The organism is Nitratireductor mangrovi, assembly GCF_007922615.2.
GTDB lineage: Bacteria > Pseudomonadota > Alphaproteobacteria > Rhizobiales > Rhizobiaceae > Mangrovimarina > Mangrovimarina mangrovi.
Genome location: NZ_CP042301.2, coordinates 121,593 through 139,499, shown reverse-complemented (window position 1 = coordinate 139,499; position 17,907 = coordinate 121,593). Strand labels below are relative to the sequence as shown.

Annotated in this window: 16 protein-coding genes; 6 read left to right on the top strand and 10 right to left on the bottom strand. The window is 65.0% G+C overall.

Annotated elements, in window-relative coordinates:
* Positions 1 to 8: 8 nt before the first annotated feature.
* From FQ775_RS00640 to FQ775_RS00620, 5 genes are read right to left on the bottom strand one after another with little or no spacing between them, the layout of a single operon-like run.
* Entirely contained in the window at positions 9 to 1,232 is a 1,224-nt protein-coding gene (locus FQ775_RS00640; RefSeq protein WP_146298996.1) for an ABC transporter substrate-binding protein, read from the bottom strand.
* 33 nt (positions 1,233 to 1,265) lie between these two features.
* Positions 1,266 to 2,276: a branched-chain amino acid ABC transporter permease gene (locus FQ775_RS00635; RefSeq protein ID WP_146298995.1), complete on the bottom strand. Its 1,011-nt coding sequence runs from the start codon at positions 2,274 to 2,276 to the stop codon at positions 1,266 to 1,268.
* A gap of 1 nt (position 2,277) precedes the next feature.
* Positions 2,278 to 3,156 carry a branched-chain amino acid ABC transporter permease gene (locus FQ775_RS00630; RefSeq protein WP_146298994.1) on the bottom strand — a complete coding sequence of 293 codons (879 nt, stop codon included), beginning with the start codon at positions 3,154 to 3,156 and terminating at the stop codon, positions 2,278 to 2,280.
* Between the two features lie 7 nt (positions 3,157 to 3,163).
* On the bottom strand, positions 3,164 to 3,877 hold the full coding sequence (locus FQ775_RS00625) for an ABC transporter ATP-binding protein (RefSeq protein ID WP_146298993.1): 714 nt from the start codon (positions 3,875 to 3,877) through the stop codon (positions 3,164 to 3,166).
* Positions 3,874 to 4,668, bottom strand: a complete 795-nt coding sequence (locus tag FQ775_RS00620) for an ABC transporter ATP-binding protein (RefSeq protein ID WP_246730233.1) — start codon at positions 4,666 to 4,668, stop codon at positions 3,874 to 3,876. Before FQ775_RS00620 ends, FQ775_RS00625 begins: the two co-directional genes overlap by 4 nt.
* Positions 4,669 to 4,895: 227 nt before the next feature.
* Here FQ775_RS00620 and FQ775_RS00615 point away from each other — a divergent pair, with 227 nt between their 5' ends.
* Positions 4,896 to 5,714, top strand: coding sequence for an IclR family transcriptional regulator (locus FQ775_RS00615; protein WP_206064815.1), 819 nt, complete (start codon positions 4,896 to 4,898; stop codon positions 5,712 to 5,714).
* A 40-nt stretch (positions 5,715 to 5,754) separates the two neighbouring features.
* Here the strand turns inward: FQ775_RS00615 and FQ775_RS00610 are convergent, their stop codons facing one another.
* Positions 5,755 to 6,420, bottom strand: a complete 666-nt coding sequence (locus FQ775_RS00610) for a TetR/AcrR family transcriptional regulator (protein ID WP_206064814.1) — start codon at positions 6,418 to 6,420, stop codon at positions 5,755 to 5,757.
* A gap of 186 nt (positions 6,421 to 6,606) precedes the next feature.
* Between FQ775_RS00610 and FQ775_RS00605 the strand changes: the two genes are divergently transcribed.
* From FQ775_RS00605 to FQ775_RS00585, 5 genes are read left to right on the top strand one after another with little or no spacing between them, the layout of a single operon-like run.
* Positions 6,607 to 7,749 carry an ABC transporter substrate-binding protein gene (locus tag FQ775_RS00605; RefSeq protein ID WP_146298990.1) on the top strand — a complete coding sequence of 381 codons (1,143 nt, stop codon included), beginning with the start codon at positions 6,607 to 6,609 and terminating at the stop codon, positions 7,747 to 7,749.
* A 10-nt stretch (positions 7,750 to 7,759) separates the two neighbouring features.
* Positions 7,760 to 9,613 (top strand): feruloyl-CoA synthase, encoded by a 1,854-nt coding sequence (locus tag FQ775_RS00600; protein WP_146298989.1) that lies wholly within the window; start codon positions 7,760 to 7,762, stop codon positions 9,611 to 9,613.
* A gap of 51 nt (positions 9,614 to 9,664) precedes the next feature.
* On the top strand, positions 9,665 to 10,702 hold the full coding sequence (locus FQ775_RS00595; protein ID WP_146298988.1) for a branched-chain amino acid ABC transporter permease: 1,038 nt from the start codon (positions 9,665 to 9,667) through the stop codon (positions 10,700 to 10,702).
* 45 nt (positions 10,703 to 10,747) lie between these two features.
* Complete coding sequence (locus FQ775_RS00590; RefSeq protein ID WP_146301880.1) at positions 10,748 to 12,472, top strand: branched-chain amino acid ABC transporter ATP-binding protein/permease; 1,725 nt, start codon at positions 10,748 to 10,750, stop codon at positions 12,470 to 12,472.
* Positions 12,469 to 13,191, top strand: a complete 723-nt coding sequence (locus FQ775_RS00585; RefSeq protein ID WP_146298987.1) for an ABC transporter ATP-binding protein — start codon at positions 12,469 to 12,471, stop codon at positions 13,189 to 13,191. The genes FQ775_RS00590 and FQ775_RS00585 overlap by 4 nt, the downstream gene beginning before the upstream one ends.
* Positions 13,192 to 13,222: 31 nt before the next feature.
* Here the strand turns inward: FQ775_RS00585 and FQ775_RS00580 are convergent, their stop codons facing one another.
* Genes FQ775_RS00580 through FQ775_RS00565 form a run of 4 tightly spaced genes read right to left on the bottom strand, consistent with a single transcriptional unit; the run spans position 13,223 to position 17,883 of the window.
* Entirely contained in the window at positions 13,223 to 13,981 is a 759-nt protein-coding gene (locus FQ775_RS00580) for a FadR/GntR family transcriptional regulator (RefSeq protein ID WP_146301879.1), read from the bottom strand.
* A gap of 11 nt (positions 13,982 to 13,992) precedes the next feature.
* A complete protein-coding gene (locus FQ775_RS00575; protein ID WP_146298986.1) occupies positions 13,993 to 14,997 on the bottom strand; it encodes an ABC transporter ATP-binding protein in 1,005 nt (334 codons plus the stop codon).
* Positions 14,990 to 16,939, bottom strand: coding sequence for a dipeptide/oligopeptide/nickel ABC transporter permease/ATP-binding protein (locus tag FQ775_RS00570; protein ID WP_146298985.1), 1,950 nt, complete (start codon positions 16,937 to 16,939; stop codon positions 14,990 to 14,992). Before FQ775_RS00570 ends, FQ775_RS00575 begins: the two co-directional genes overlap by 8 nt.
* Positions 16,936 to 17,883 carry an ABC transporter permease gene (locus FQ775_RS00565; RefSeq protein WP_146298984.1) on the bottom strand — a complete coding sequence of 316 codons (948 nt, stop codon included), beginning with the start codon at positions 17,881 to 17,883 and terminating at the stop codon, positions 16,936 to 16,938. Before FQ775_RS00565 ends, FQ775_RS00570 begins: the two co-directional genes overlap by 4 nt.
* Positions 17,884 to 17,907: the final 24 nt, after the last annotated feature.

Here is a 17,907-nt window from a genome sequence, read left to right as displayed (position 1 = left end):
GGAGATGCTCAGTTCGTCGCGGCGGAGCCGTCGATCACGTCGCCAAACAGTTCCCAGCGCTCGCCGTTGAACTTCATCAGCTGCATCTGCTCGATCGGATAGAAGTCACCTTCGCTGGTGTTCATGGTGATGCCCGGAAGGGCTGTATCCGTGGTCATGTCCTGCATGTTGGCAGCAGATTTCATCACGCCAGCGCGGGTGAAGTCGTCACACGACGCCTTCAGAACCTTCTCGAGCGTTTGGGTGACGCCGTAACCGTAGACCGTGAAGCTCGAGGTCTTGTCGCCGTCGGGATAATACTTATCCATGAAGGCGTGCCATTTCTTCATGCCTTCATCGTCAGCCCACTGCGGATCCTGGGGATCCTTGCCGTAGTTGGCGCTGATGATCTCCTTGGCGTTCTCAAAGCCGGCCGGCTTCAAAACCGAACCCACGGAGTTGGACACGCTGTTCAGGATGTGTAGCGGCTGCCAGCCGATCTCGGCCGCCTTCTTGATCGCCTGCGCCGCGAACTTCGGCGTTGTGATATTGACGAACACGTCAGCGCCCGCGGCCTTGATGTTGATGACCTGGGAATCGACGGTGGGGTCGGCGACCTCATAGGGCTGTTCCGAAACGATCATCTCATCGGCCTTGTCGCCGAGTGCGTCCTTCAGACCATTGAGATAGTCCTTGCCGTAGTCGTCGTTCTGGTAAAGCACGCCGATCTTGCCGTCAGGCTTGGTGTCCAGAATGTAGCGGGCGTAGATCCGAGCCTCCGCAACGTAGTTGGGCTGCCAGCCCATCGTCCACGGGAAGTTGTCGGGATCACCCCATTTCGACGCGCCGGTGGCGACGAAGAGCTGCGGCACCTGCTTCGCGTTCATGTATTTATGGATCGCGGAATTGGTCGGCGTCCCGAGGCTGTTGAAGATCAGGAACACCTCGTCGCTCTCCACCAGCTTGCGCGCCTGCTCGACCGTCTTGGGCGGGCTGTAGCCGTCGTCATAGCTGATGAACTCGACCTGGCGACCGCACACACCACCGGTCTCGTTGATCATGTTGACATAGGCGACCGAGGTCTTGGCGATCTGAGAATAGGCCGAGGCCGGTCCGCTATAGGGCTGGATGTTCCCGATCTTGACAGTCGTGTCGGTCACGCCCGGATCCTGCGCGGCCGCCGCGAAGGCGACAATCGAGAATCCGACGGCTGCGCCAAGTCCGCCAATACGTCTGCTGGTGCTGGTCTTCATGGCTCACTCCCTGCGTTTTTGGTTGGGCGACGGTCAGCGCCGCCTCAGGCGATCCGATACGGTCCGGATCAGACCTCCCGCCCCGGTCGGCATCAGGTAGATCAGCAGGATCAGCATGACGCCGTACATCGCGCCCGAAAGACCCTTGCTGATCTCCTCGGCGATGTTCGGGACGAATACGATGAAGGCGCCGCCGGCGAGCGCGCCCGGCAACCAGCCAACCCCGCCGACGACGAGGCCGACGAGCAGGGCGACGGACAGCACGAAGGTGAAGCTGTCTGGCGCGACGAACTGGATGACGATCGCGCCGAGCGAGCCGGCGATGCCGGTGAAGAAGGCGCTCACGCCGAAAGCGAGCGACTTGTAGAGCGCCACGTTGATGCCCATGGAGCGCGCCGCAAGCGGATTGTCGCGAATGGCCATCAGCGCTCGCCCGGAGCGGCTCGCCACGATGTTGCGCGCGGCCCAGTAGAGCAGCAGCCCGATCGCCAGCGTGAAGAAATAGAGCCACTGGTCCTGGCTCAGCGGTAACCCGAACGGCGCGTCCGGCTTCAGGATGACGATGCCCTGCACGCCCCCTGTCCAGTGCTCGAAGATCGAGAGTTTCAGCATTTGCGGCGTAGCGACCGCCAGCGCAAAAGTGGCGAGCGCCAGATAGACGCCTTCCAGCCGCAGCGCCGGCAGGCCGAACAGGAAGCCCGAGACAAAGCAGATCACGCCCGCCGCCGGCAGCGTCCAGTAATAGCTGACGCCAAACTGGTCCATCAGGATTGCCGCGGTATAGGCGCCGATTGCATAGAAGGCGCCATGGCCGAGCGAGAACTGGCCGTTGAAGCCTGTCAGGAGGTTCAGCCCCATAATGGCGATGGCGTAGATCAGCATCAGGTTGAGCTGGAACACCTGGAAGCCGCTGATGAAGAATGGGCACAGGACCATCACCGCCAGGAGCAGCAGCGAAAGCGCGGTGCCCGGGCTCAGCGTGCGGGCCGCCGCTGCCCGTTGCGCGGGTGTCGTCACCGAAACGTTTTCCTCGCCGACCGTCATCCTACACCCGCTGTATGACCCTGTGCCCAAAGAGGCCGGTCGGCCTGAAGACCAGCACCGCCACGATCAGGAAGAGCGCGATGGGCAGCTTGAGCTCCGCGCCGACGACCGGAATGTAGGTTCCGGCAAGGTTCTCCACGACGCCGACCGTGAAGCCGCCGAAGACGGCGCCGCCCGGGCTGGTCAGCCCGCCGAGCACGGCGCCGGCGAAGCCGTAGAGCAGGATCGAGAGCATCATGTTGGGCTCGAGAAAGACCATCGGCGCGATCAGGATGCCTGCCACCGAGCCGATCGCCGACGCCATGCCCCAGCCGAGACCTGTCATCGTGCCGACGCGAATGCCGACAAGTCGCGCCGATTCCGGATTGGCCGCGGCCGCGCGCATCGCCAAGCCTATGCGCGTGTAGCGGAAGAACGCGAAGAGGAGCAGAAGCACCACCAGCGTAATGACGATCATGCCAGCCTGATGAGCGCCGATCAGACCCTCGCCGAACAGGGCGGCAGAGCCGAACGGGCTCGGAAATGGCTTGATGGTGAAGTCCCAGATGAAGCCGGCGAGACTGTTGAAGATCGCGAACAGGGCGATGAAGACAACGATATGACTGAGGACCGGAGCGTTCTCGATGGGCTTGAACACGGTGCGTTCGAGAATGAAGCCGCCGGCGAGCGAAATCATCACCGTCAGGCCGAACGCCAGCCAGTAGGGGATGCCCCATTGCAAGAGCTGCCAGGCGATGAAGGTCGAAAACATCGCCATCTCGCCCTGGGCGAAATTCAGATGGTGGATAGCCTGGTAGATCATGACCACGGCAAGCGCCATGCACGCATAGATGCCGCCCGTCGCTATGCCGGCCAGAACCTGTTGAACAAAGGTCTCCATCGCGCCCTCAGTAACCGAGATAGGAATTGCGGACGGAATCGTTGTCGCGGATTTCCGCAGCGCTGCCCGAAAGCGCGATCGATCCGGTCTCGATCAGGTAGGCCTGGTCGGCGAGTTCCAGCGCCATCGTGGCGTTCTGCTCCACCAGAAGCATGCTGACGCCCATATTGGCGCGAATGTCGGCGAGGATGGCAAACAACTCGCGCACGATGAGCGGCGCCAGACCGAAGGAAGGCTCGTCGAGCAGCATCAGGCGCGGCCTCAGCATCAGCGCGCGCCCGATCGCCAGCATCTGCTGTTCGCCACCCGACAGCGTCCCGGCCTGTTGCGCGGCGCGCTCTTTGAGGCGTGGGAAGAATGAATAGATGCGGTCGATATCCTGGGCGATGTTGTCGCCGCCTCGGCGCGTCATGGCGCCGAGTTGAAGGTTTTCCTCGACGGTGAGCGAGGTGAACGTGCCGCGACCTTCCGGAACATGCGCGATACCGAGACGGACGATGTCTTCGGTCTTCATGCGCGCGATGGAACGGCCGTCGAACTCGATTGTTCCTGAACGCCGGATCATGCCGCAAAGGGCGCGCAAGGTGGTCGTCTTGCCGGCCCCGTTGGCGCCAAGCAGCGTGGTCACGCTGCCCTCGGCAATTTCGAAATCGAGCCCATGCAGCACCTTGAAGGCGCCGTATGAGGCTTCGAGGCCGCGTACCGAAAGCGAGGCGCTCATTTGCCGTCACCGAGGTAGGCTCGGATCACTTCCGGGTCGGCCTGCACCGTCGCCGGCGAGCCCTCGCTGATCTTGCGCCCGAAATTGAGCACGACGACGATGTCGGAGATCGCCATGACCAGGTTCATGTGGTGCTCGACCAGAAGGATGGTGACGTTGCGGTCGTCGCGGATCTTGCGGATGCGCTCGCCGAGTTCGGTGATCTCGTCATGGTTGAGGCCGCCTGCCGGCTCATCGAGCAGCAGCAAGGTCGGCTTGCTGGCCAGCGCCCGCGCCAACTCGACCCTTTTCAGCGTACCGAACGGCAAGCCGGAGGCCGGCATGTCGGCCACGCGTGCCAGTTCGAGGTAGTCGATCAGTTCGTCTACGACGCCATCGATCTCGGCCTCGTTACGTCTCACCCAGGGTAGCCGCAGTGCGTCGCTGGCGATATCGCTGTTGCTTGCCGAATGCGCGCCGATGCGAATGTTGTCGCGCACCGAAAGTCGCGAGAATGTCGCCAAGTTCTGGAATGTGCGGCCGATGCCGCTCTCGGCAACGCGGTGGGCCGGGCGATCGAGCAGCGTAGCGCCCGCGAACAGGATATCTCCCGAGGTCGGCGTGTAGAGGCGGCTCAGGCAGTTGAAGAGCGTGGTCTTGCCGGCGCCGTTGGGGCCGATCAGGCCGAGAATCTGCCCGCGCTCCAGTCCGAAGCTGACCCCGTCCAGCGCCTTGATGCCCCCGAAGTGAACGGCGATGTCGCGTACCGAAAGGAGCGGCTGCCGATCCTGCGCCTGCGCGAAGGCGTTCACGCCGGCATCCCCCCGAACGCCGGCCGGCCGGCAGCCGCTATCGCCCGAACGAGCCTTTTGGAAGCCGACCTGCCGTTGATGAGGTATGCGGGCTCGTCGCCCGCCTGCACAGGCAAGGGCAAAGTCGATACTCCTCCCGTTCCGCATTGCGAAATTTGCTTTCGCATTTTGTTGGCAATTGTTATGCATCCACCTGTCGCAATGTCAACAAGGAGAAGACAAACGTGTTGGGCAAACCGCCCCAGGATGCCGAGGACGATGGCATCGGGGACGTCCAGATCGGTCAGGACCGCAAGTTCGTCGTGTCGTTGGCGCGTGGTCTCGAAGTGCTCAGGGCCTTTCGCGTCCGTGACGGTTTTCTCGGCAATCACGAGATTGCCGAACGTACCGGCCTGCCGCGCCCGACGGTGACCAGATTGACCTACACGCTATGCCAACTCGGCTACCTGATGCAGGTGCCGCGCATCGGCAAGTATCAGCTCGCCCCTTCTGCGATCACGCTCGGCTATTCCGCACTTGCCAATCTCGGCGTGCGCCAGGTGGCGCGTCCGCTGATGGAAGAAGTCTCCGACAGGCTCGCCGCCCCGATCGCGCTCGGCGTGCTCGACCGCAACCGCGCGCTCTATGTCGACATTTCACGTGGTTCCTCGACCTTTACCGTCCAGCTCGACATCGGCGCCCGCGTGCCACTGGCGAAGACCGCGATGGGCTGGGCGCTGATCGCCGCAATGGAGCCCGCCGAGCGAGATGCGGTCTTTGACCGTCTCGCCGAACGCCATGGCGACGATTGGCCGGCGTTGCGGGCCCAGATCGAGGCCGCGATCGAACGCTATCCACAGCGCGGCTTCGTCGCCTCGGAGGGAAACTGGCGTTCCGACATCAACGCCGTCGGCGTGCCTTTGGTAACCGCTGACGGGTCGGGTGTTTATGCCTTCAACTGCGGCGGGCCGCCGCACCAGTTCACCCGTGACAAGATGGAAACCGTCTACGGTCCGGCCATCGTGGCGCTCGTACGCGACATCGAACGGGTTCTCAACGGCACGTAAGACCGGCGTCAGTGTCGATCGAAATTCCTCCTTCGAGCCTTCACGGGCGTGCCGGCGCCGCGATCATCTCGGCGCAGGCGCGCACCGTGGCGAGACGCTCAGCCTTGGTGCGTCCGGTCTGCAACAGCGCCTCGCCGAGCATGAAGGATTGAGCAATCGCGGCTCGCTTTGCCGCTTCCTCGCCATCAAGGCCGAGGTCGGCCATCAATTCGCGGAAAAAGTCGGCACGTACCTCGTCGACTTTCCTGACCGTGTCGGCCGCCAGCTTCTCGCGGCGCGCCCAGGATCTCACCGCGAGCTCGATCTCGGCGCCGCGCTTGTCCGGCGGCGTGTTCGCCGGCAGCGACAACAGCCGCTCAAGTCGCTCCAGGCCGCCTTCCTCCTCCGAACGGGCCCAGCGCGTGACCTGTATCGTCGCCCGGTCCATCCAGTGTTCCAGGACGCGTTCGACCAGATGTTGGCGGTTGCGGAAATGCCAATAGAAGCTGCCCTTGGTCACGCCCATCTCGCGTGCCAGTTCCTCAACGCGGATGTCGTCGAAGTTGGCCTTGGCGATGTGTCGGAACGCTGCGTCTATCCATTCCCGTTCGGTTAGCCGGCTGGCGGCGGCGCCCCTGGGGCGAATGCTCGGTTCGTTGCGGTCGGACGTGATCGACATCACCGGATTGTCGACAAGGCGCGCTGGAAAAGCAACCGAAATCTCCATACGACAGCGTATTGACACATACCTTATGTTCGGCCAACATAACGAAAATACATAGAAAACAGCATACGCTTCCGTATGGTATGAATTGTGCAATGCACAAATCCGGAGGCTGAACTCATTGCGGTGCAACCGCGGAAGCCAGTCGTCGGCGAGGCTCGCCATATCGACGCGAAAGGGAGGATACCGATGAAGCATCTGAAATACACGACGGCCATAGCCGGCATCGCCGGCCTGCTCGTCGCAACGCCCGCGGTCGCCGACGTATCGGTCTGCATCACCGTTTCTGCCACAGGCCCGGCGGCCTCGCTGGGTGTGCCCGAAAACAATACGATCCCGATGCTGCCGGCCGAGGCCGGTGGCCAGAAGCTCAACTACACCGCATTCGACGACGCAACGGATCCTACCGCGGCGGTGAAGAACGTGCGCAAGTGCATCGAGGAACAGCAGGCGGACCTGATCATCGGCTCGTCCACCACACCGACCACGATCGCCGTGGCCGGCGTGGCGGCTGAGACCAAGACACCCGTCGTGGCGCTGGCGCCGGTTGGCCTACCTCCGGAATCCGAACACTGGACTTTCCGCGCGCCGCAGCCCGTCGGTCAGATGGCCGACGCCATCGTCGAGCACATGAAGGCAAGCGGCGTGAAGAGGCTCGGCCTCATCGGCTATTCCGACGGCTACGGCGAATTGTGGATCAACGTGATGAACAAGGCGCTGGAAGGCAGCGGCATCACGATGGAGCCTATCGAACGTTTCGCGCGCAACGACACCAGCGTGACCGGCCAGGTGCTGAAGCTGATCTCGGCGCGTCCTGACGCGGTGCTGGTCGTTGCCTCCGGAACGCCGGCGGCGCTGCCCAACCTGGCGCTGGCCGAGCGCGGCTATCGGGGCCAGATCTACCACACGCATGGCTCGGCCAGCCTCGACTTCATTCGGGTCGCGGGTGCTAGCGCCGAAGGCACGATCCTGCCGGTCGGTCCGCTGGTCGTGGCCGCTCAGTTGCCGGATTCGCACCCCTCCAAGGCGCTCGGCGTCGAATACACCAAGGTCTACGAAGAGGCGCACGGCGAGGGTTCGCTGTCCTCGTTCGGCGGGCATATGTATGATGCCGGCCAGATCATCCTGGCGACCGTGCCGAAGGCGATGGAAAAGGGCGAGCCGGGCAGCGAGGCTTTCCGGGCCGCGCTTCGCGACGCGCTCGAAAACATGGAAGAGGTCGTGGGTGTGCATGGCGTCTTCAACACCACTGTCGAGGACCACTATGGTCACGACGAGAGAAGCCGCGTCCTGGTGAGGGTCGAAAACGGCGCCTGGAAATACATGGAATAGGCGCTCACCGATGGTTGCGGCGAGGAGGAGCGTTGCCGACATGCCTGCCCTGTTTGCAGAACCCCGCGTGAATGCCGAAAGGCGCGCGGACGGCACGCTCATCCTGTCGAGCCCGGTAGCACTGCCGGAGCCGGCGCGCTCTGTCGGCGCATGGCTGGTCCGGTGGGCCAGGGAGGCGCCCGGGCGCACCTTCCTGGCCGAGCGCGCCGACCCGGCCGGGCCGTGGACGAAGCTTGCGTATGGCGAAGCGCACGAAAGGGTTCGTGCAGTCGCATCCTCCCTGCTGGCGCGCGGCCTTTCGGCCGCGCGACCGGTGGCGATTCTTTCCGACAACGGAATCGACCACGCCGTCCTGGCGCTCGGAGCGATGCATGCCGGCATTCCGGTGGCAACGATCTCGCCAGCCTATTCCCTGATGTCGTCCGACCACGAAAAGCTGCGCGCGATGATCGCGCTGCTGACGCCCGGGCTGATCTACGCCTCGGATGCCGCGCTGTTCGCGCCGGCGCTGGCGGCGATCACGGGCGATCACGACGGATTGGTCGTCGCGAGCCGCAATGCCGGCGACGGCATCTTGCCGTTCGCCGAACTTCTTCCGGAAACCGATGAGGCTGCCGTCGATGCGGCCTTCTCCTCCGTGGGCCCCGACACGGTTGCGCGCTATCTCTTCACCTCCGGCTCGACCGGCTTGCCGAAAGCGGTCATCAACACGCAAAGGATGCTGACCGCCAGCCAGGAAGCCCGCGCTCTCACATGGCCGTTCCTTGAGTCCGAGCCACCGGTCATTCTTGACTGGCTGCCATGGAGCCATACCTTCGGCGCCAACCACAATTTCAATATGGTCCTGCGCAATGGCGGTACGCTGTACATCGATGGCGGCAAGCCGGCGCCGCATCTCTTCCACATTACCGTCGCCAATCTGAAGGATGTCGGACCCGACATCTGCTTCAACGTCCCGCGCGGCTTCGACATGCTCGTCGCTGCGCTGCGCGACGACGAGGAACTGCGACGCCAGTTCTTCACCCGCACCCGGCTGATCTTCTATGCCGGCGCCGCTCTGCCGCAGAACCTGTGGAGCGCACTGGAGACGTTGTCGCGCGAGACGACCGGGGCTGTGGTGCCGATGGTCAGCGCCTGGGGCTCGACCGAGACCGCGCCGCTCGCCACCGATTGCCATTTCCAGGCCGACCGCAGCGGCAATATCGGTGTTCCGGTGCCCGGCACGGAACTGAAGCTCGTGCCCTCCGCCGACAAGCTGGAAATCCGCGTACGCGGTCCGAACGTGACGCCCGGCTATCTGAACAACCCGGAACTGACCGCGCAGGCGTTCGACGATGAAGGTTACTACCGTATCGGCGACGCGGTGCGCTTCAGTGATCCCGAACGGCCGGAAGCAGGGCTCTTCTTCGACGGCCGGGTGGCGGAGGATTTCAAACTCACCTCCGGCACCTGGGTCAGCGTCGGCGATATCCGGGTGCAAGGTATCGCCGCGCTCGATCCGGTCGCGCAGGACATCGTCGTCACCGGCCACGATACCAACGAGGTCGGCTTCCTCGTCTTTCCGAACCTTGCCGTCTGTCGCAAGCTTGCGGGCCTCGGAGACGACGCGCCGGCGCGGGCGGTCCTCGACCATGCGGCGGTGCGCGCGCATGTGAAAGCCGGCCTGAGGAAACTGAAAAGCCAGGGCGGCGGCAGTTCACGCTTCGCGACGCGGGCCCGCCTGCTGGCATCGATGCCAGCCGTCGATGCCGGGGAGATCACCGACAAGGGCTACATCAACCAGCGCGCCGTCTTGGCGCGGCGGAGCGACGAGGTTAGGCTCCTTCAGGGCGACGACGACACAGCGTGGATCGGCCTCGACTGAGATGGCCGCGTTCACCCTCTCTTCCCGGACCTTCTGAACGGCGGACCGACATTGGACAGCACGATCGCCCTCTTCCTGATCCAGGACGGCGTCATCAACGGCGCCATCTACGCGTTGCTGGCCGTCGCGCTGGTGCTGGTCTTCGCGGTCACACGCGTCATCCTGGTGCCGCAGGGCGACTTCGTCACTTTCGGTGGGCTGTCGCTGGCCGCCCTCGAGGCAGGCCGGACGCCCGGTGCGATCTGGTTGCTGGTCGTGCTGGCGGCGATGGCGGCGCTGATGGACGCGGTCGTGGCGCTTCGCGAAGGCGATACGCTGAAGGCCGGCAAGCTGGCGCTGCGCAACATCGCGCCGGCGGCGATCGTCGCCGTACTCGTCCTCGTGCTGGCGCCGCTCAAGCTCGGTCTCCTCGTCAACATCCTGCTTTGCGTCGCCATCATCGTGCCGATGGGCCCCTATCTCTACCGTGTCGCCTTCCAGCCGCTCGCCGACGCCTCGGTGCTGGTGCTGCTGATCGCCGCGGTCGGCGCACATCTGGCGCTGACCGCGCTCGGGCTGGTGCTGTTCGGGGCCGAGGGCTACCGCACCTCGCCGGTGCTTTCGGGGTCGTTCGAGATCGGTCCGTTCTTCGTCACCGCGCAGAGCCTTCTGGTCCTCGGCGCAACCCTTGCCCTGCTGGCAGGGCTGGCGCTGTTCTTCGGCCGCACCCTGACCGGCAAGGCGCTCCGCGCATCGGCGATCAACCGCCGTGGCGCGCGGCTGGTCGGCATCCCGACCATGCTTTCCGGCCGTATTGCCTTCGCCATGGCCGCGGCGATCGGCGTCGTCTCCGCTGTGCTCGTCGCGCCGCTGACCACACTTTATTACGACAGCGGGTTCATCATCGGGCTCAAGGGTTTTGTCGCCGCCATCATCGGCGGGCTGGCCGCCTACCCCGCCGCGGTCGCCGCCGCCATGGCGGTCGGGTTGCTGGAGGCCTTCTCCTCCTTCTGGGCCAGCGCCTTCAAGGAAGTGATCGTGTTTGCCGCCATCGTGCCGGTGCTCCTGTGGCGATCGCTGACCTCGCAGCACAGCGACGAGGAGGAATAGGTGAGCGGCCCTGCCCTGACGCGTTTTCTGGTGTTTGCCGTCGTCATGCTGGCAATCCCGCTGCTCCCCTTCGTGCCCGATTTCTGGGTCACGCTCCTCGACTTCGTCGGCCTCGCCAGCCTTGTCGCCCTCGGCCTGGTGCTCCTGACCGGCGTCGGCGGCATGACATCGTTCGGACAGGCAGCGTTCGTCGGCTTCGGCGCCTATGCCAGCGCGCTCCTCACCACAGCCTATGGCTGGTCGCCATGGATGACGCTGCCGGTGTCGCTGGCCGTCACCATTGCCGCGGCACTCCTCATCGGGCTCGTGACGGTGCGGCTTTCCGGACACTACCTGCCGCTCGGCACCATCGCCTGGGGCATAAGCTTCTATTACCTGTTCGGCAATCTGAAGGCGCTCGGCGCCTATGACGGCATCTCCTCGGTGCCGCCGCTCAGCCTGTTCGGCTACGATCTCCTGGACAGTCGTGCCTTCTACTTCATCGTCTGGGGCTTCGTGCTGCTCTCGATTCTGTTGACGGCAAACCTGCTCGATTCGCGCGTCGGCCGGTCGATCCGGGCGCTGCGCAGCGGCGCGGCAGCTGCTGAATCGGTCGGCGTCAATGTCTGGCGCGCCAAGCTCACCGTCTTCGTCTACGCCGCCGTGCTGGCGGGCCTTTCCGGCTGGCTCTACGCCCACTTCCAGCGCGCCGTCACTCCCGGCGTGTTCAACCTCTCCGCCGGCATCGAATATCTGCTGATGGCCGTTCTCGGCGGCGCCGGCCACATCTATGGCGCGATCCTCGGCGCCGGCATCGTGGTCGTGTCGAAGAACTTCCTGCAGGACCTGCTGCCCGTGTTCTTCGGCCACACCGGCAATTACGAGGGCATCGTCTTCGGCGTCATCCTCATCGCCATGCTGCAGGGCGCTCGCGAGGGCATCTGGCCGCTGATCGCAGCGCGCGTTGCCCGCGGCGAAGCGCGCGCCGTCGATCCCGCCGGCACCCTGACCGGCCGCGGCTTCGACGCCAAGGACGAGACGCTGCTGTCGGTCCGCTCGGTGCGCAAGGAGTTTGGCGGCCTCGTCGCCGTAGACGACGTTTCCTTCGATGTCGGTCGCGCCGAGATCGTCGGCCTGATCGGTCCCAACGGCGCTGGCAAGAGCACGACTTTCAACCTGGTGACCGGCGTCCTTCCGTTGTCGGGCGGCGAAATCCACTTCGCCGGCGAACGCATTGACAGGCTGGGGCCCGAAAAAATCGCCGAAAGGCGCATCGCGCGCACCTTCCAGCACGTCAAGCTCGCGCCTGCCATGAGCGTGCTCGAAAACGTCGCCATCGGCGCCCATCTTCGCGGCAGCGCCGGGCTCGTCGCCGGCATGCTCAAGCTCGACCGCGCCGAGGAGCGCGACATTTTCGGCGAGGCAGCCCGCCAGATCGAGCGTGTCGGACTGGCCGACGTCATGCATCGGCCGGCCGGCACGCTGGCGCTCGGCCAGCAGCGGCTGGCCGAGATCGCCCGTGCACTCTGCGTCGACCCACGTCTGCTCCTGCTCGACGAACCGGCGGCTGGCCTGCGTCACATGGAGAAGCAGGCACTCGCCGACCTCATCCGCGGGCTGCGCGAGGAAGGCATGAGCGTGCTCCTGGTCGAGCACGACATGGATTTCGTGATGCGCCTGACCGACCACATCGTCGTGCTGAATTTCGGAGCCCGTATCGCCACTGGCGCGCCCGCCGCGATCCAGAGCGATCCCGCCGTCATCGAGGCATATCTCGGGAGCCCGGCATGACAGCCCTGCTTTCGATCGATGGCCTGTCGGTCAGCTATGGCCGCGTCGAGGCCGTGCGTAACGTGTCGCTCGCCGTCGAGCGCGGTCGCATCGCCACCGTGATCGGCGCCAACGGAGCAGGCAAGACGACGCTGCTTGCCGCGATCATGGGATTGCTCCCAGGCTCCGGCGAGATCAATTTCGACGGCGAGGACATCGCCCGTGTGCCCGCCGAGGAGCGCGTCGCTCGCGGCATCAGCCTGGTGCCCGAGCAGCGCGACCTGTTCGGGACGATGAGCGTGGAGGAGAATCTCGAGCTCGGCGCCTTCCGGCGCGGCCGCAGTGAGATCGCCGACCGGCTCGATGGCGTTTTCGCACTGTTTCCCCGGCTCAAGGAACGCAGACGTCAGGATGCCGGCACCCTGTCCGGCGGCGAGCGGCAAATGCTCGCCATGGGCCGCGCACTGATGGCGAAACCGAGCGTGCTCATGCTCGACGAGCCGAGCCTCGGCCTGGCGCCGCTGATCGTGCGCGACATCCTGCGCACGGTTTCTGAGCTTCGCGACAAGGGTGTGTCGGTCCTGCTCGTCGAGCAGAATGCGCGCGCCGCACTCGCCATCGCCGACCACGCCTATGTCATGGAACTCGGAGAGGTGACCCTCCAGGGCCCGGCCAGCGAACTCGCAGCCGATCCGCGGATCGCCGAGGTCTATCTCGGCGTCGCGCACGGGGCTGCGTAAAGGCATAGACAGAAGTAGGGAAAGCGGCCGCCTACGGTTTGCCGCGTATTTCGGCCCGGCTCAGCATGTAGCGCTCGGCCTCTTCCATATGCTCCTGCATGAGCCGGCGCGCGCCTTCGGCATCACCAGCCTTGAGCAAGCGGATCAGCCGCACTTGATAGTTCAGCGCCGTCTCGCGCAATTCCGGGTTTGGCTTGGCGTAGATTGCGCGACACACGGTCATGTCACGCAGCAGCGTGTGCAGGAACACGCAGACAAAGCCCAGCAGCTGATTGTCGGCGAAGCCGGCCAGTACGGACTGGAAGTCGAGCTCGGCAATACGTTGCCGGAACTCCTCTTCCGCAGTCGTTGGCTCGTTCTCGTAAAGTCGGATCGTTGCCTGCAGGTCCGCATAGGCCTTGTCATCGAGGCGACCGGCCAGGCTTGCCGCCAGCGACGGCTCCAGCAGCTTTCGCAGCGCATATATCTCCGCGATGCCGGGCGGGTTGAACAGGAACAGATTGCTCAGGAGACCCATCGCCTGTTCGCCGGAAAGCGCGGTCACGAAGGCGCCGCCACCGGGGCCGGTACGCGTCTTGATCAGGCCCTGCGTCTCCAGCGACTTCATCGCCTCGCGAACCGTGCCTCTGGAGGCACGCATCTCCTCGCGCGCCAGCCATTCCGCCGGGATGCGGTCGCCGGGCTTCAGGCCCTGCAGGGAGATCAGATCGCGGATATGCGCCGCGATCAGGTCCGACCGCTTCTGCCGCCCGGCCGGCATCGCCACGACTGGTTTTTCGCCCGGTTTCATGCCCTGCCGGCTCACCCCTTTCTGACTTCTCCTGACATCGAAGCCGGGTGGAAGCAAGCAGCGACGTGGCTGGGCGATCCGGGCGCCGGCTCCAGCGGCGGCTGGCTTTGACGGCAGTCGGCCTTGGCCGCCGGACAGCGTGCGTGGAATGCGCAACCCGCCGGGGGATCGTAAGGGTCGGGGAGTTCGTCCGTGCCGGTATCGGCAACCGACAGCACTCGCCCGGGTACGGGCGCCGACGCAAGCAGCAGCCTTGTGTAGTGATGGCGCGGCTGGCGGAAGATGTCCTCGGCCGGGCCAAGTTCGGCGATGCGGCCGAAATACATGACTGCGACGCGGTCGCTGACGCTTTCGACCACCGACAGGTCGTGGCTGATGAACACGTAGGTCAGGCTGAAGCGGGTTTTCAGATCGTCGAGGATGTTCAGCACCTGCGCCTGAACCGAAACGTCGAGAGCCGAAACCGGCTCGTCGAGCACGATCAGTTCCGGTTCGGCGGCGAGCGCGCGGGCGATGCCGATACGCTGGGCCTGCCCACCGGAGAACTCGTGCGGGTAGCGGTCGAGAAAGTCGGCGCGCAGATTGACTGCGTCCATCAATTCGGCCAGTCGCGCCGCGCGCGCATCGCGCTTCATGCCGAGAAGGTGAATAAGCGGTGCTTCCAGGATGTTGCGGATGGTCTTGCGCGGGTTGAGCGAGGCTACGGGGTCCTGGAAGACATACTGGATACGGCGCGCCAAGCCGCCCTTGCCACGGCTGGCCGAATCGAGGCTTTCGCCCTTGAAGCGGATCGCGCCGGCGGTCGGCTCGTCGAGACCACACAGCAGGCGCGCCAGCGTGGACTTGCCGCAGCCGGACTCGCCGACGATGCCAAGCGTCTCGCCCTGCCTCACCTCGAGGCTGACACCCTGGACGGCATGCACCGCCAGTTTGTCCACCCCAAACAGTGTCCGCCCGCCGCCGAAGCGGCGCACCACATCGTCGATATCGAGCAAGGGGGCCTGGCGATCAAGCATCGGCTTCGGCCCTTTCTCCGGGCGCAAGCGGGAAAAGGCAGCGCACCGCACGTTCCTCGCCCTGCGATCCGAGCGCGATGTCCCCCTCCCGGCATGCTGGTCGGGCGCGCGGGCAGCGCGGGGCAAACGCGCAGCCAGGCGGCAGATCGCTGACGGCAGGCGGCAGGCCCTCGATCGCGTCGAGACGTCGGCCGGGTTGCCCCAGAACCGGCACGCAGTCGATCAGCTTGCGCGTATAAGGGTGAGCGGGGGAGGACAATATGTCCTCGGTCAGCCCGGTCTCCACGATGCGGCCGGCATACATCACGGCGACACGGTCGCAGATCGCCGAGACGACGCCAAAATCATGGGTGATGAACAGGATCGACGCACCGCTTGAGCCGCGCAGCCGGTTCATCAGCGCCAGGATCTGCGCCTGCACCGTGACGTCGAGGGCGGTGGTCGGTTCGTCGGCGATCAGCAGCCGTGCATCGTTTGCAAGCGCCATGGCTATGCAGACGCGCTGGCGCATGCCGCCCGAAAGCTGGTGAGGATAGGCCGAGAGCCGCTGGCCCGGGTTGGGAATACGTACCAGCGCCAGCAGTTCCTCGGCCTTCCTCGTCGCCTCGGTCGTTGAAAGCGACTGATGCGCGCGGATCGCCTCGACAAGCTGGTCGCCGACAGTGAAGAGCGGATGCAGGGTCGACAAGGGGTCCTGGAAAACGTGGCTCACCGCGCCGCCGCGCAGGGAGCGGATGCGGGCGTCGGTCGCAGCCAGCAGGTCCTCGCCTTCAAGCAGGATGTTGCCGCCGGCGATACGGCCGGGCGGCGTCGGCACCAGTTGCATGACCGACATCGCTGTGACCGACTTGCCCGAACCGGATTCTCCGACGACGCCGAGGCACTCGCCCTCGCCGATATTCAGGTCGACACCACCAACGGCCCTGTGCACCGTCTTGCCGATCCGGAACTCCGTCTCGAGCCCCGCAAGCTTCAGGACGTCGCCGGCAGTTGCCTTGGCCGGTCCCGCACCGTCTGCCGACCTGGCAATCGCCGTGCGCGCGACCGGTCTTGAGAGTGCGCCAGACTTGAGCCGCGGGTCGAGAACATCGCGCACGCCGTCGCCGAAAAGGTTAATGCTCATCACCAGCAGGAAGATCGCGATGCCGGGAATGATGGAGACATGCGGCGCGGTGAACAGGATCTTGCGGCCCTCACCGAGCATCGAGCCGAGATCGGCCTGAGGCGGCTGGGCGCCTAGGCCGAGGAAACTCAGCCCGGCTGTTTCCAGGATCATCCAGCCAATCGTGGTCGACATCGTCACCACGATCACCGGAAGAACGTTGGGCAGTATCTCGGTCGCGAGGATGCGGATGTTCGACTTGCCCGACAGCTTCGCCGCATCGACGAACTCGCGGTGCGCCAGGCCAAGCGTGACGCCGCGAATGTTGCGCGCAAAGAACGGGACGTTGACCACGGCGATGGCATAGAGCGCGTTGAGCAGGCCCGGCCCCAGCGCGGCAACGATGGCGAGGGCCAGGAGGATGTAGGGAAACGCCATCACCATATCGATCCCGCGCATCAGCAACGTGTCGGTCCGCCCGCCGGCATAACCCGCCACCAGCCCGATCATCGACCCGAACAGCGCGGCAATCAGCGTGGCCGAAATGCCGACTGCGAGGCTGACGCGCAGCCCCCAGACAAGACGGGAGAGGATATCGCGGCCGAGCGCGTCGGTGCCAAGCAGATGTCCCTCCGCAAGTGGCCGCAGCAGGCGGTTGGCCGGCGCCGTCACGTCCGGATCGGCAAGCCCTAGGAACGGCGCGGCGAGCGCCAGCAGGATCATCAGAACGAGGATGACCAGACCGGCCGTGGCGAGCCGGTTGTTGAGAAGCAGCTGGACGCTGTCGGGACGCCCGCCGGCGCGCCGCACTGCGGGTTTCGCTTCGGCGGTCGCCGTCATCGCCGAAGCCTCGGATCGAGCAGCGACTGCACGACGTCGGCGGCCAGGTTGAACAGCACATAGCTTGCCGCCACCACCAGCACGCCGCCCTGGACGAGCAGGATGTCGCGCGTCGAGATCGCGTTCACCAGCATCGCTCCAATGCCCGGCCACTGGAACACGGTCTCGATATAGACCGCGCCGCCGAGCACGAAGCCGGCCTGGATGCCGATGACCGGGATGACGCTGACCAGAGCCGCCTTGAAGGCATGATGGTAGATGACGCGGCGCTCGCTCAGGCCCTTGGCTCGGGCGGTGCGGATATAGTCCTGGCGCAACACCTCCAGCATCGCGGTGCGTGTAAGCCGCGCGATGACGCCGGTCGCCACGACGGCCAAGGTGACCGCCGGCAGGACGAGATGGTGGATGAGGTCCGGCAGGTCGCCGCCGCCATAGATGGCGAACATGCCGCTCGCCGGGAACAGCCGCATCTTGACCGCGAAGAAAAGGATAAGGAGCAGACCGAGGAAGAAGGACGGCGTCGAGATGCCGATCAGCACGAAGAAGGTGACGATGCGGTCGGTCCAGCCAAACTGTCGCACGGCCGTGACGACACCGGCGAGAAGACCGAACACCGCGCACAACAAAAGTGACGTTCCCGCGAGAATGAGCGTGGCTGAGAACCGCCCGAGCACCTCGTCGAGCACCGGCTTGTTGAGCGCATAGGAGCGCCCGAAATCACCTTGCAGCAAATTGCCGAGCCAGATCAGGTATTGCTGGGGAAGCGGCTTGTCGAGACCTAGCGCCTCATTGATCCGGGCGACATTTTCCGGGGTCGCGTATGAGCCGAGGATCGCGGTCGCCGGGTCGCCCGGAATCATCGCCATGATCAGGAAGACGATCACCGACAGGCCCAGAAGCACCGGGATCGCGGCGAGCAGACGCTTGGCGATGTAGAGTCCCATGAACTGGCTCCGGGCTTGTTCCGG